The following is a 13,352-nucleotide window of genomic DNA, read 5'->3' on the forward strand; positions in this document are numbered from 1 at the left end:
GCAGCACAGGATGTGCGAGAGGCGACGAGGCGCTCAAGGACGACGCATACGACGTGCGAAACGTTTGTGGTCCATGAGAGCAATGGTATGGGCGCCTCTGGCCGCCTTCGCAATCATGGGACTCGGGTTTGCACCCCTCACTACCGTCGCGGCAACGCCGGCGACGGCCACAACGCCGACTCCCAACCCAAAGAAAGATCCCTGCGGTGCTACTAAGAGCAAGTGGGAGCACCTGCAATGTATGAACTTCAACGGCTCCGCGCCCGGCGACGAATATTTCGGCCGCATGAAGTTGAGCTATCTCGGTATCGATAATACGTTCAAAGACGGCGTCGTCAGCGCCGGCGCGTATACGACGGATCAACGCCTCATTTCCAAGCTGATGTTTGCCGACGACGCGCTGCGCGCGTGGGAAAAGAAGTATCCCAACGATCCGCAGCTCGCGCGCTCGTACTTCTTCGGCGAAGCCGTCTGGCGCAAAGTCTATACGCAAGACGGTCAGCACCTCGCGTGGGAATACATCCAGGAGCTCCTGCACAAATTCCCCAACTCGTTTTTCGGAAAAAATATGAAGCTCAGTCTCGTGAAAAACGGCTTCACCGAGCACTGGTTCGCGCTGCCGCAAACCTGTCCGACCCCATTGCCCACGGGCGTGATGCCGGAAACCGAGCCGGTTTCAACCCCGAGTCCGACACCGGCTCCAGGACAGCCGGCGGTCAACATCATCACGCCGCCGTGCGTGCAGCCGCCGTCGCCGTCACCGAATCCCTACGCGTCTCCGAGCGGCTCGCCGTCGCCAACGCCGAAGGGCTCGAAGAAGACCACGCCGTCGCCGTCACCATCCCCGTCACCCACACCAGTCGCCTACCCGAGCGGATACAAGTCCCCCGGCGCACTACCGGACCTATCGCCCTCTCCATCCCCCTCACCCTCAAAACACCCGTAAAGCAAATACCTTTCGCACTACATAAAGGGGTGGTCTAACAACCACTCCTTTATGTTTACTTCTCGTGCAGCCACGAATGAATGCAATCGTGCGCTGTGTGTTTGGGCTGGTGGGATGACGCGGAGGCTCTGAACGAGCGCCGAAGCCAGGATGGCGAGAGGCGCGAGGAAGGCAGCAGGAGCGGAGCCAGGATGGCGAAGCGACGAGCGGCTCCGCGGCGTCCCACCAGTCCAAACACGCAGCGCACGATCGAGTGAAAGAGAAAGCCCCCGGCATCACTGCCGAGGGCTTTTCCTTATCGGTTCGGGTTAAGTTAGAACTTGATACCGATACCGACGTACGGTCCGTTCTCGGAGAAGTCTGCCGGAGCGGACATCTGGTGCCAACCACGGTCGCCGAGGAATCCAGCTTCGATGAAGAGCGGGATGTTCTCGAACGAGTAGTCGACGCCGATGTCGTACTTCAGCATGCCGTATCCGACGTTGTAGTTACACGGAGCCGCCACGGAACATCCGATCGGGTTCGTGCTTACATACGTTCCGCGAACCGACGGATAGTAGTATGCACTACCATACCAGTCGAATGCGCGGGAGAGATTCGGCAGCTTCTCGAGGCCGCCACCCACACCGGTGAGGGTGGGATAGCCGGCATTGTTGTTCCGCCACATGTAGCCGACGCCGATGTAGATGCGCGGCTGAAGGACGCGAAGTCCGAGACGCACATCGAGATCGTAGTCGCGGCCGTTGGTGCCGGAGCAACCCGGAGAACACGGATAGTTGTACAGGCCGCCGATGGCGGTTACCGACGTATTCGTGCGCGGATAGTTGATCTGACGATAGTCGCCTTCGACCATCCACGGCAAGTTGAACAACGGGAACTCGACTGCACCGTGGAGACGGTACGAGAAGCCGTTCGTGTTGTTGCTCGTCGTGATGCCCGGGTTGAACTCGTTGTAGACCTTCGGCGAGATGATGTAATCACCAGCGACGTAGTGGTCCCAGTACGGAGTCGGGGCCGGGGTGGGCGTGGGCGTCGGCGGCACCACAGTGGGTTGCTCAGTCGGAGCCGGGGTCGGCGGCGGCGTCGGCGGGATGTACCGCACGACGACGACGTGTTGATCCGGGACCCACTGCACGTACGCTCCCATACCTTCCGAGATCACGCGGACCGGTACGAGGACCGTGCCCTTGTAGATCATCGGGGGTACGTCCAGCGGACGCGATTCGCCGTTGATGACGACTTCCGGCTTACCGACGGTCACCTTGACCTCGGCTCCGGGTTTGCTGACCGTCACCGTCTTCGTGCCCGCTGCATACGACACAGTCGCACCCATCTGCTCGAACATCGAGCGGAGGGGAATCAGGAGCGTTCCACCGCGAACGAGCGCGGCGAGGACGCGACCCTGCTTCAGGACATCGGGCTTAGCGTAGACGTGGTGGTCATTGTAGAGAATCGGGATCTGACCCGACGGCGGGGATCCAAAATTCGCCGGCGGAGCAGCCATGGTCGAGCCTCCGGCCTGCGCGATCGCGTTGGTTCCAATGTTGCCATGCGATGCGTTGGACGTGGCTGCGACCGCGTTAAGCCCAAGGCCGGCTGCCATCAGCACGGCGAGGACTCCGGTGCTCAGTCGCTTCAATGTTTCCTCCTAGCTAGCTAGTTAATTAGACCTCAGATGCCCCCGGCCAGGCCCCGAGGGGCGATCAGACCGGATGGCAATCCGCCATCTCTTCGGGAACACACGATTGCCCCCCCTGCAGTGGGAGCCTGGAGGGCGAGGGGACGGCGGGTTCTTTCAGCCTGTTACCCTACCGCGGTCCTTTCGTAACCCTACCGTTATGTAAGCTTTTCTTCAAGCTTCGCGAGGAACTTGGCCCGGTCGATGATGTACCGCTCGTGGGTCCCTTCGGCCACGGCCTCCTGCTCGTCAAAGACTTGGACGGCGAAACTGACGCGCGGTCCGTCGACCATGACGACCTCAACTTCGGTACGCACGATGAAACCAACCGGTACCGGTTTGTGGTGTTCAATGTCGATATGCGTGCCCAGCGTGACTTGGCTCTCGTCGAGAACCGGATCGATGCAGTGAACTGCAGCGCTCTCGACGAGCTGCACCAATACGGAAGTGGAAAGGACGTCAACGCCCTTATTTCCGGCCTTCTCGGCGGTCATCCACTCCTCAACGCGGCTCTGGAGACTGTACGAGCGTCCGATATCGAGTTTCGCGCTCATGCCGGGGGGAAATACGCCCTGAATCAAAATCCCCCTAGCGGCCGTACATCGAGGGTACGGTTCGAACTTGGATGAGGAGAAAGATGCAGTATCAACTTAGGGTGACGCGCCCGCTTTTAGCAATGGTCGCGGCCACCCTCGTTCTCAGCGCGTGCGGTAAAGGAGGCACCCCCAACGGTCCGCCGCCGTTGAGCGTCGACGCCGCCCAAGCGCAGCGCCAGAACATCGCCACGCATATTGTGCTCGACGGGCAAGTCGCCCCACTCGAGCAGTCGACGCTGGCATTTCAGCAAAGCGCGCCGATCATCGGCATTTACGTCAACATCGGCGACGTGGTGAAGAAGGGAACGCTGCTGGCGCGCATCGATCCATCCACGCTTTCGGCACAACTCGAACAGGCAAACGCGCAAGCCGCGCAGCAAGGCGCGACGGCCCAAGGCGCCGTCGTCGGTCTTCCGGTGCAGACGCAAGCCAATCAGGCCGCGGTGCAAAGCGCCAAAGCTTCGTTAGATAACGCGCGCCTGGTGTACCAGCAGAACCAGCAGTTGTACAAGCAGGGCTACGTTTCCGAAACGCAGCTCGAGAACTCGCGCTCGCAATACGTCTCCGCTCAGCAAACGTACAACAATGCCGTGGTAGGATTGCGCAACAACGTGGTTAGTGCGCAGAACGTCAAGGCTCAACAGGCGGCGGCTCAAGCTGCGCGCGCCCAAGCCGGCGTGCTTTCAACGCAGGTGTCGCAGACGTATCTCTACGCGCCGTTCGACGGCGTGATCTCGCAGCGTCTGCTCGATCCGGGCGCCTTCGGCTCGCCGAATCAGCCGGTATTGACGATTTCCCGCATCGACACGGTGTGGCTCAACATCAACGTTCCCGACGAAGATCTCGGGTACGTCCGTGCGGGCGTACCGTTTACGTATACGAGCTCGTCGCTGCCCGGCAAAACGTTCCGCGGCGTGATTCAGACCGTCAACGCGGTTCCGACCTCGGGAACCCTGTCGTACCTTGCGCGCATGCAGACCGCCAATCCCGGCGAACAGCTGCGCGGGGGCATGCTGATCTCGGCGACGATTCCGCGGCAATCCGCCAACGACGCGGTCGTGGTTCCGCGCAGCGCGATCGCGCAGACGCAGAACGGCAACGTCGTCTACGTCGTGCAGGATAATAAGGCCGTCGAGGTTCCCGTGAAGGTCGGCGTGCAGACCGATACGATGGCGCAAGTCGTTAGCCCGAAGGTGCAGCCGGGTACCAACGTAGTCACCACCCGCCCCGACGCGCTTAAAGACGGGAGTCCGGTTATGGTCAACACCGGTGGTCCGCCCGGAGGTGCTCCCGGAGCAGCCGCTCCCGGCGCCGGCGCTGCCGGCAAAGCGGCTCCGAGCGCCAAGCCGAGCGGACATTAATCGATGACGTTACGATCCTTCGCGCCCGCGTTTGCGACGACGGTTGCTTTCGCAATGCTCGTGGCGCCGGCGGCTCGCGCCCAAAATCAGGCGCAGCCCGTACAGATGCCCTCTCCGCGGCCGACGCCGACGTCAAATAGTTCACCGGTTCCCTATCCCGCGTACGGTTCGCCCGCGCCCGACGTCCAGGCACTCACGGCGAAACCCGGCGTTCCGTCTGTGGTGAACTTGCAGCAAGCCGAGAAGATAAGCGTCGCGTTATCGCCGGTTTTTGCCAGTCAGAACGCAGCGTGGGCCGCGATTCACGCGAAGTACACCTCGGAGCAACAGGCGTTGTTCCCGGGTGTCAGCGGCACGGCCACGCTGGGCAACAGGTACGAAAATCGTACGAGCAGCGGTTCGGGTAGCAGCTCAAACTCCAGCAGCAGCAGCAGCTCTACTCCGCGACCGGGCAACTTATTTCAGTCGACGTCGTCGTCGGGGTCCGTCGGAATCTCGGTTACGCAGCTCATTTACGACGGCGGAAGAGTCATCGCCGCGATTCATACGGCGAAGTCGTCCGACATGGCCGGTCGCGACACGCTGTTACGACAGCTCGAGACGCTCCAAATCAACGTAGCGAGCGCGTATTACACCGTTCTCTCCGATAACGCCACGGTTGCTGCCGACGTGCAGCTCGTGCGCGAGTTCGAAACGAACGAAAACTCCGTGAGCGCGCAAATTCGTAACGGTGCGGCGGCGCGGTCCGACATTGCCGGCGCGCAGTTTCAAACGGCACAGGCCCGCGGTCAGCTCGTGACGGCGCAAGGCGCCGCGATCGGGGCGCAAGCCGCGTTTGCCACGACGCTGGGTCTCGACGCCGACGCGCAAGTCGTTCCGCAACAGATTACCGCCGAGACGACGCAGGCGACTCCGACCTATGCCGACGCCCTTAAACGCGCGCTATTGTTACGCCCGGATTATCTCTCGGCGCAATACACGGTCGTGGCCGCGCAAGAGAACGTCCGCTATGCGAAGTTGGCGCGGTTCCCCGTTCTCTCTGCCGGTGCTTCCGACACGGTGTCGCGTGACTTCAGCAATACGTGGATCAACGGCGGTGGTGGGGTTAGTATTGGCGGCGTGGGGTCTCCAGGGCCGATAAGCGGCAACGGCTACGACAATATAAAGCAGCTCGGTTTGAGTTTGTCGATTCCGATTTACGATCAGGGCTTGACCAACTACAACATTGCGGTCGCGGCCTCACAGCTGGATCAGGCGCGAGATAGTCTTCAGCTAACCAAGCTGACGGTTGAATCCGACGTGCGTACCGCGCTGGCGAACCTGATTTCGGCACGTGCGAATCTCGTGCAGGCGACGTCGGCGCGTCAATCGGCGCAGGTTTCGCTCGACGCGACGCAGGCGCAGTACCGGGTAGGTGCGGCGACGATCCTCAATTTGGTAACCGCCGAGGCAAATCTCTCGACGGCTACCGCGTCGTACATCTCCGCGCTCTACACCGTCAGGACTGCAGAGCAGAACTACCTCTTCGCGACGGGAGCATCCGACCTCCAACTCTAAAGGGTCGACATGTCTTCCCCTGCCCCGGCGGTCCCGGCCGCGGTTTCAGACCCGGTCAACGCCGCCATCTTAGCGATCTCCGAGGATCGGCTGTCGGGTTTTCAAGCCGATCCTTTCGGGGAGATTGCCGCGCGCAGCGGCGTCGACGTCGACATCGTCATCGAGCGCATCGGCGCGATGCTGCGTGCCGGAACGATCCGCCGCGTGCGCCAGACGCTGATGGCCACGAACCTGGCCAGCGGTGCGTTGTGCGCGTGGCAAGTCCCGCCGGAAAAACTCGACGCCGCATTCGAGTATCTCTTTCGCGACGATCCGTTTTCGGGTCACGTCGTCATTCGCACCACCGACGCGGTATCGGCCGGGAGCAGTTATCGCTTGTGGACGACCCTAAAGGTTCCGCAGGGATTTTCGCTGCACAAACACGCCGCGTTCTTAGCGTGCGAAATCGGTGCCGAGCGTTTCCGGCTGATGCCGGCCAAAATGCTGTTCACGCTCGGCGTCGGGCACGTGCGCCGGCGCGGTCTAGAACCAGGTGCGCGCTCCGACCTACCGGGCGAGCCGCTCGACACGAAGATCGTCGAGTTGACCGCGCAAGAGTGGCGCGTGCTCGTCGCGCTCAAGCGCGAATTCGCTCCGCACGAACTCGTTCGCGATCTGTGGCGATCGCGTGCCGCCGAAGCCGGAGTCGATTTCGAAACGTTCCTCGCGGTCGCGCGCTCGCTGAGCGAACGCAAGGTTATCGGGCGCTTTTCAACCTTTCTGGAACACGTCAAGGCGACGGCCAACAACGAGCGCGTGACGCGGTATAACGCCCTGTTTCACTGGGCGGTGCCGCCCGGCCGCGAAACCGAAGCCGGGCGCGAAGTCGCGCGGCATTACGTCATCACGCACGCCTATTGGCGCGAGGGCGGCCCGGAGTTTCACGACGTCAACGTCATGGCGGTCGCGCACGGCATGGAGAAGGATAAGGTGCTCGCGCACAAAGCCGCCATCGACGAGCATCTCCGGGAAGCCGGCATAGGCTTCTCGTATACCAACGTCTTCTGGGGAGGGCGCAGCGAGATCAAGCCCTCGGAAATCGCGCCCAGTGAGTACCGAGCGTTTTGCGAACGTCACGGAATCGATCCCAACGACATGCTTGCCGAGGAGGGCGAGAAAGGAGCATCCGGGTGAATCGACGGTCTTTTGCCGCCGTCGCGGCGTTGATTGCCGCAACGATCGTGTGGTCGGGCTGTTCTAAAGTGTCCAATGGAACCACGAGCAGCGGACGCCATCCGTGGACTCAGCCGGGCGTGCTGCGGTTTACCGAGTTCTCCGACCCCAAGAACCTCAATCCGGTGCTCAACTCCGCGGCGCCGACGCTCGACCTTTCGATGTTTATTTACTCTTGGACGGTTCGCTACGACCAAAACGGCAAGCCGATTCCCGACGCGGTAAGCGAGATACCGACGATCGCCAACGGCGACGTCAGCAAAGACGGACTGACGCTCAAATACAAGTTGCGCCACAACATGAAGTGGCAAGATGGACCCCCGGTGACGTGCAACGATCTAAAGTTTACCTGGCAAGTCGTGATGAATCCGCATAACAACGTCGTAACGACCGATGGGTATAAAGACATCGCGAGCATCGATTGCTCCGATCCGTACGTCGCCGTCGTTCACATGAAAAAACTTTACGCTCCGTTTCTGCAGCAGCTGTGGAGCGTCAACGGCAACGCGCCGATTCTTCCCGAACATCTCTTGGCGAAATACAACGACGACAAAGGTTCGTTCAACACCGCGTCCTACAACGCGCTCCCAGTTGGAAGCGGCCCGTTCAAAGTCGTGCAATGGCAACGCGGCCAAGAAGTACGCATGCAAGTTAATCCCAACTTCTACCTGGGCCGTCCCAAGCTCAACGAAGTCGTGTACAAGATCCTTCCCGACGAAAATACCGCAGAGACGCAGCTTCAGACGCACGAGATCGACATGCTCGCGCTCGGCTCGGGCCTCAAGTGGCCGCAGTACGCCGAACTTGCGGCCGATCCCAAGAACGGACTCACCGCGATCCGCGTCGACAGCTTCGCGTGGACGCACGTCGACTTTAACTTGAAGCAGCCCATCGTCTCCGACGTTCAGGTTCGCCGGGCAATAGCGTACGCAACCGACAAAGACGAGATCGTGAACAAAGTCGTGCACGGATCGGCCATTCCCGCAGATACCGACCAGCAGCCGCATCTCTCGTGGGCCTATACGAACGACATCGCGCACTATCCCTACGATCCGGAGAAGGCCAAACAGCTGCTCGATGCCGATGGCTGGAAGGTCGGTCCGGATGGCGTACGCGTGAAAGACGGTCAACGACTCGAGTTCACGATGAGCACGCAAACCGAGTCGACCAACGGCAAGGCCATACAAACCGTGCTTCAGCGTCAGTGGCGCGAAGTGGGCGTGCAGGCCGATATCAAGAACTACCCCACCTCGGAATTTTTCGACAACTCGACCAACGGCATTCTTCAAGGTGGTCATTATGATGTCGCCGGGTTCTCGTGGCTGGGCGCGGCCGATCCGGACGACAGCGCGATCTATTCCGGCGACAACCTCGCTCCGCACGGGCAAAACGCAATGTTCTGGAATAATCGGGTAGCGACCGACGCGATGAACGACGCGCTCAAAACGGTCGACCAAGCGCGCCGGAAGAAAGATTACGTGATCGTGCAACAGCAGGTGGCACTCGACGTGCCGACGATCATCCTCTACTTCGTGCGTTTCCCCTACGTCTATAACACGGATCTAAAGAATTTCAATCCGTCGCCGGTTATTTCCGGGTTCTGGGATCCCTGGGATTACTCGATCTAATTCTTCTCGTGTAACAAGGAGCTTCGCATGAGATTGTCGCGCCTCGTGGCCGTTGCGTCGATCGCCGTCTTACTGTGCGCCTGTACGAAAGCCGGGCAAAGCAGTGCTCCCATGACGCACCACCTCGTCATCGCCGACGGAACGGGTGACGTCCCGACGCTCAATCCACATCTCTTTACGGAGACGACGCTGGGCTTCATCGCGGAGATGACGCAAGCGTATCTCGTGAAATACGACGCGCATAACCGCCCGTATCCGGAGCTCGTCACCGAGGTTCCGACGCAGCCGAACGGTGGAATCAGCAAAGACGGTAAGGTCATTACGTGGCACCTGCGTCGCGGCGTGCGATGGTCCGACGGTGCGCCGTTCAACGCCGACGACGTGGTCTTCTCGACCAACGCCGTCAACAATCCGGCGAACAACGAAGTGGGGCGCGACGGATGGAATCTTATCACCAAGATCGATGAACCCGACAAATACACCGTCGTGTACCATCTGAGTAAACCGTACTCGTCATTCTTGCCGACGTTTTTTGGGTCGGCGGGAGCCAATCCGAGCGTCCTGCCGAAGCATATTCTCGGCGGACTTCCGGACATCAATCACGCGCCGTACAACTCCAAGCCCGTGGGAATCGGACCGTTCCGTGTGGTTTCGTGGTCCCGCGGCGATAAAATCGAGTTGGAGGCGAATCCGTACTACTTCCGCGGCCTTCCCAAGCTCAAACGCATAACCTACAAGCTTATTCCCTCGTACGATACCCTGTTGACGGAGATGCGCAGCGGGGAAGTAGATCTGTGGCCATTGGTCGGACCCTCCTACATCTATCAGACTAAGACGATCCCCAACATTCAAACTGACGTGATACCGGGTACCTACTATTCGCACCTAGACTTCAACGTCACCCGGCCGGCGGTGAGCGACGTTAGCGTTCGGCAAGCGATACGCTATGCGATCGATCGCCAGAGTCTCGTCCAGAAAATCGATCACGGTTACGCCCAAGTGCAGGACAGCGTTATTCCTTCCGTGTTTCCCTTTGCGCCGAAGGTTTCTACCACACCGTACGATCCGGTGAAGGCGCGCCAAATTCTCGACTCGGCGGGATGGAAAGTCGGGCCGGACGGCATTCGCGCGAAAAACGGCCACAAACTTTCGATCGACTTTGAGTACTATACGGGTTCCGCTTCGACGGATAACCTCGTTGAGGTGATCCGGCAAGAACTCAAAGGAATCGGGATATCGATGACGACCCGCAAGACGGCGGCAGCCGTGTTCTTCGGCCCTTACCAGAGTGGCGGCATCGTATATGGCGGAAAATTCGACATGACGGAATTTTCCTGGGGCGCGTTACCGAATCCCGATATTTCCAACAACTTTGAATGCAATCAGATTCCGCCGAACGGCCAGAACGTATCGCACTATTGTAATGCGGAGCTGGATCGCGTGCTCGAACAAATAAAGGGCACTTACGACGAAAAAACGCAAACCGAACTGCTCGGGCGCGCGATGGTCATCATCCAGCGCGACGCGCCTACGATCGTCTTGTGGGTGCTCGATCAGGGCTACGCGCACAAACCGGGCTTGACCGGCTTCAATCCCGGGCCGGAGACACCGTTCGATAATATGATGGACGTCGACATATAGTTACGACCAGCAGGGCGCAGCCGAGAAGCGAGAGCGACTTGAGGAGAGCCCACGCCGGGATCGCGGCTTCGAGCCCGTCTTGCCGCTGCTCCAAAAACCAAATCGTCGCGATCGACGCGGTCGCCGGCGCGTGGAAACTGCCGAGATGGTAGGGCCACACCGGCGCCGGTTGAGCGCTTCCCAGCCACGCGCCCGCGGCAAATAACGCCGCCAGCGGCATCGCCGCATACGAGACGAACCGCAGATCAGACTGGGCGCCGAGCGCGATAAAGGCCGCGGCCGCACCCGCCAGCAGAAACGCGCTCTGCGGAATCGCGTTGGGACGCTGCGCGAGACCGAACCAATCGATCGACACGAGCAGCGCGCCGGCGAAGCCCAGCGCCCGCTCCGCTCCGCGCGCGCGCAGCGCACAGAACACCGCCGCCGGAAACGCGACGACGAAATCGTGATCGTGAAAGAACGTCGCGACGAACGGCGTCAGCGCGGAAAAGACGGCGAAACGCGCGAAGCCGCCCTCGAGGCTCCGCCAAGCCGCGATCGCCGCCGCGACCGCGGCAATCGCGAGCACGACCGTTGCGAGTTCGGGCATCGGCGGCGGCAGGTGCAACTCGTACGCGATCGGTCCCGGCGCGTACTGAATGGCTCCGTAGCGCTCGCCGTTTACGTGCGACGAAAGGAGCGCTGCGTAGCGCCATGGCCAATTCCATCCCGCCCAAAGCGCCCCCACGACATAGCTGCATGCCGCCGCGAGCACGACGGCCAACGTCGTCACGTTTCGGCCGAACTGCGAAACGAGCGCCAGTGCGACGTTAGGTTGGAAGAACGCGACGAACGATGCGAGCGTCTTCGCAAGCCGCGAGCGTGCCGTGGTGGCAAGCAGCGCGCCCACGAAGGCGACCATGGCGATTTGTCCGAGCGCCAGGTTCGCCGTCACCGGTCCAAAGCCGATCGCGAACGCCAGCACGGCAAGAAACGAAAAGAACGTCAGCGGTTCGCCGCTGCCGCGCAGGGTTGCGAGAATCAGGCCGGCGAGCGCGCAGAGCAGCACGCCGTACCACAGGCGCGTCGCGAGATCGAACGGCAAGCGCGCCAACGGGCTCCAGAGCACGAGTGTGGCCGGAGGGCTGATAAAAGGCAGAACCTCGTCGTGCGACGGATCGACGCCGGGGACCGCGCGCTCGGCCTCCCAAATCGCGCGTCCGTACGGGCTCTTACCGGAGTTGACGGTCGCACCCGCGCTCCAATACGCTTCGAGGTCGCGTTGGAGCGGACCGGGCGTCGTTGCCGGACGAGCGATCGTAACGCCGATGACGATAAACGCGCACGCGAGCGCCAAAGCGACGCTACGTACGTAACCCATAGATCGCCAGCCGCTCGATCGCGCCTTTATTGCCCATCGCGTATGCGGAGCCGCCCGGGAACCGCGCTTCGAAAATGTCTTCGTACGGACCGAGTCCGTCTGGTTTTTCGATGCGCGCGAAGTTTTCCGGAAGCGACGTTAGTGCCGTACCGATGGCAACCTCCCCCGGCACCAAACGCACGCCGCCCAGGTCGGCCGGCTCGAGCGGCGGTGCGCGATCGACCTTCGGCAGATAGAGCTCGGCGGAGATCAGTGCGCTTTGCGCGTTGGACGGCGTTTCGTAGAAGAGGCTGACGAACTCGCGACCGCCGTTGACGCCGCGCACGCAGTACGTGTGCCATCCGCGCACCGGGTAGGCAAAGGCAATGCCGAACGCGCGCTCGACGTCGCGCCGCCTCGTTTTGGTAACGTCGAACGCGACCGTTTCGTTGAACAGCACCACGACGCGGTCGAACGGTACCGGCGGTACGTCCGCTTTTTTGCGCTGGCGTTCGTATATCTGCGCCAGAATTTCGACGGCGCGCGTCATTGCGAAATCCGGAGCCGGCTCATCCGGACGCTTATCCACGAAGCCCCCCCACAATAACGTGCGCGCGCGACATAACCCACAACAACCCTAAAACCGTCGCGAGATACCAAGCACTGACGCGCAGTTTGGCGTTGAGGGTCATCGCCGCGGCGCGTGGATCGACTTGCCCGCGCCACGCGGCGAGAATCGACGGCAAGCCTAAAATGCCGATGATCGCAATGAAGAAGATGGGGACGTGAAAGTACGCCGCAAAGGCGACGAAGAGCAGAAAGCCGGCGATCCAGAGCGGCGGCCAAATCGCCGCGACGATGCGGCCGCCGTCAAACGGCGGTACCGGAATCATGTTGAACAAATTGAGAAAGGCCGACACGTCCGCGCACGCCAGCCAGAACCGGTCGTTGGTGGCGTCGCCGACCGCGTAGCAAACCGCGGAGAGCCCCAACCCCGTGAGCGGGCCAGCGATCGCAATGTTGGCGTCGTGCTCCAAATCGTCCGGCGGTGCGCCGGCGGTAAACGCGCCTAACAGCGGAACGAACGCCGGCAAGCGTACGGGCAGCCCGTAAGCGCGGAACGCATAATAGTGTCCCAGCTCGTGCGCCAGCAACACGAACATCACCACGATGGCGAGCTTCCACCCGAAGAACGCAACGTAGATCCACAGCGAGAGCAAAAACGTCCAGCTGGGCGCCAAGAACTTCAGGCCGACCAAAAACAGCAGCTTGAACTTGGCGAGGAAGGCCAGCGCCGCAGCCAAAAGAGCGCCGATCGTTCCACCGGCCTTACGCTTCGTCGTTACGCTCGGCGGCGAGGGCTCGTTCTCGGCGGGCGGCGGCAGGTAATCCAC

The 13,352-nt window shown here is 61.2% G+C and carries 11 protein-coding genes; 6 read left to right on the top strand and 5 right to left on the bottom strand.

Annotated elements, in window-relative coordinates:
- Positions 1–73 precede the first annotated feature (73 nt).
- A complete protein-coding gene (locus tag VGG89_15440; GenBank protein ID HEY1977946.1) occupies positions 74–946 on the top strand; it encodes a hypothetical protein in 873 nt (290 codons plus the stop codon).
- 313 nt (positions 947–1,259) lie between these two features.
- On the opposite strand, the gene VGG89_15445 is transcribed toward VGG89_15440, so the two are convergent.
- On the bottom strand, positions 1,260–2,585 hold the full coding sequence (locus VGG89_15445; GenBank protein ID HEY1977947.1) for a copper amine oxidase N-terminal domain-containing protein: 1,326 nt from the start codon (positions 2,583–2,585) through the stop codon (positions 1,260–1,262).
- 197 nt (positions 2,586–2,782) lie between these two features.
- Complete coding sequence (locus tag VGG89_15450) at positions 2,783–3,178, bottom strand: thioesterase family protein (GenBank protein HEY1977948.1); 396 nt, start codon at positions 3,176–3,178, stop codon at positions 2,783–2,785.
- Between the two features lie 101 nt (positions 3,179–3,279).
- Between VGG89_15450 and VGG89_15455 the strand changes: the two genes are divergently transcribed.
- Genes VGG89_15455 through VGG89_15475 form a run of 5 tightly spaced genes read left to right on the top strand, consistent with a single transcriptional unit; the run spans position 3,280 to position 10,619 of the window.
- Complete coding sequence (locus VGG89_15455; protein HEY1977949.1) at positions 3,280–4,581, top strand: efflux RND transporter periplasmic adaptor subunit; 1,302 nt, start codon at positions 3,280–3,282, stop codon at positions 4,579–4,581.
- Positions 4,582–4,584: 3 nt separating this feature from the next.
- The gene (locus VGG89_15460) at positions 4,585–6,138 is read left to right on the top strand and encodes a TolC family protein (protein HEY1977950.1); all 1,554 of its coding nucleotides are present in this window, start codon (positions 4,585–4,587) and stop codon (positions 6,136–6,138) included.
- A 9-nt stretch (positions 6,139–6,147) separates the two neighbouring features.
- Entirely contained in the window at positions 6,148–7,311 is a 1,164-nt protein-coding gene (locus VGG89_15465) for a hypothetical protein (GenBank protein HEY1977951.1), read from the top strand.
- Complete coding sequence (locus tag VGG89_15470; GenBank protein HEY1977952.1) at positions 7,308–8,978, top strand: peptide ABC transporter substrate-binding protein; 1,671 nt, start codon at positions 7,308–7,310, stop codon at positions 8,976–8,978. The genes VGG89_15465 and VGG89_15470 overlap by 4 nt, the downstream gene beginning before the upstream one ends.
- 27 nt (positions 8,979–9,005) lie before the next feature.
- Entirely contained in the window at positions 9,006–10,619 is a 1,614-nt protein-coding gene (locus VGG89_15475; protein HEY1977953.1) for a peptide ABC transporter substrate-binding protein, read from the top strand.
- On the opposite strand, the gene VGG89_15480 is transcribed toward VGG89_15475, so the two are convergent.
- The 3 genes from VGG89_15480 to VGG89_15490 are packed head-to-tail and all read right to left on the bottom strand — an operon-like array spanning position 10,567 to position 13,352.
- Positions 10,567–11,979, bottom strand: coding sequence for a glycosyltransferase family 87 protein (locus VGG89_15480; protein HEY1977954.1), 1,413 nt, complete (start codon positions 11,977–11,979; stop codon positions 10,567–10,569). The genes VGG89_15475 and VGG89_15480 overlap by 53 nt on opposite strands.
- Complete coding sequence (locus tag VGG89_15485; protein ID HEY1977955.1) at positions 11,963–12,547, bottom strand: hypothetical protein; 585 nt, start codon at positions 12,545–12,547, stop codon at positions 11,963–11,965. Before VGG89_15485 ends, VGG89_15480 begins: the two co-directional genes overlap by 17 nt.
- Positions 12,540–13,352: a site-2 protease family protein gene (locus VGG89_15490; protein ID HEY1977956.1), complete on the bottom strand. Its 813-nt coding sequence runs from the start codon at positions 13,350–13,352 to the stop codon at positions 12,540–12,542. The genes VGG89_15485 and VGG89_15490 overlap by 8 nt, the downstream gene beginning before the upstream one ends.

Source organism: Candidatus Baltobacteraceae bacterium, assembly GCA_036488875.1.
Lineage (GTDB): Bacteria > Vulcanimicrobiota > Vulcanimicrobiia > Vulcanimicrobiales > Vulcanimicrobiaceae > JAFAHZ01.

Coding starts and splice junctions, on each gene's coding strand:
- VGG89_15450 (HEY1977948.1), bottom strand. CDS start 3,178: ATGAGCGCGAAACTCGATATCGGACGCTCGTACAGTCTCCAGAGCCGC.
- VGG89_15460 (HEY1977950.1), top strand. CDS start 4,585: ATGACGTTACGATCCTTCGCGCCCGCGTTTGCGACGACGGTTGCTTTC.
- VGG89_15475 (HEY1977953.1), top strand. CDS start 9,006: ATGAGATTGTCGCGCCTCGTGGCCGTTGCGTCGATCGCCGTCTTACTG.
- VGG89_15480 (HEY1977954.1), bottom strand. CDS start 11,979: ATGGGTTACGTACGTAGCGTCGCTTTGGCGCTCGCGTGCGCGTTTATC.
- VGG89_15440 (HEY1977946.1), top strand. CDS start 74: ATGAGAGCAATGGTATGGGCGCCTCTGGCCGCCTTCGCAATCATGGGA.
- VGG89_15465 (HEY1977951.1), top strand. CDS start 6,148: ATGTCTTCCCCTGCCCCGGCGGTCCCGGCCGCGGTTTCAGACCCGGTC.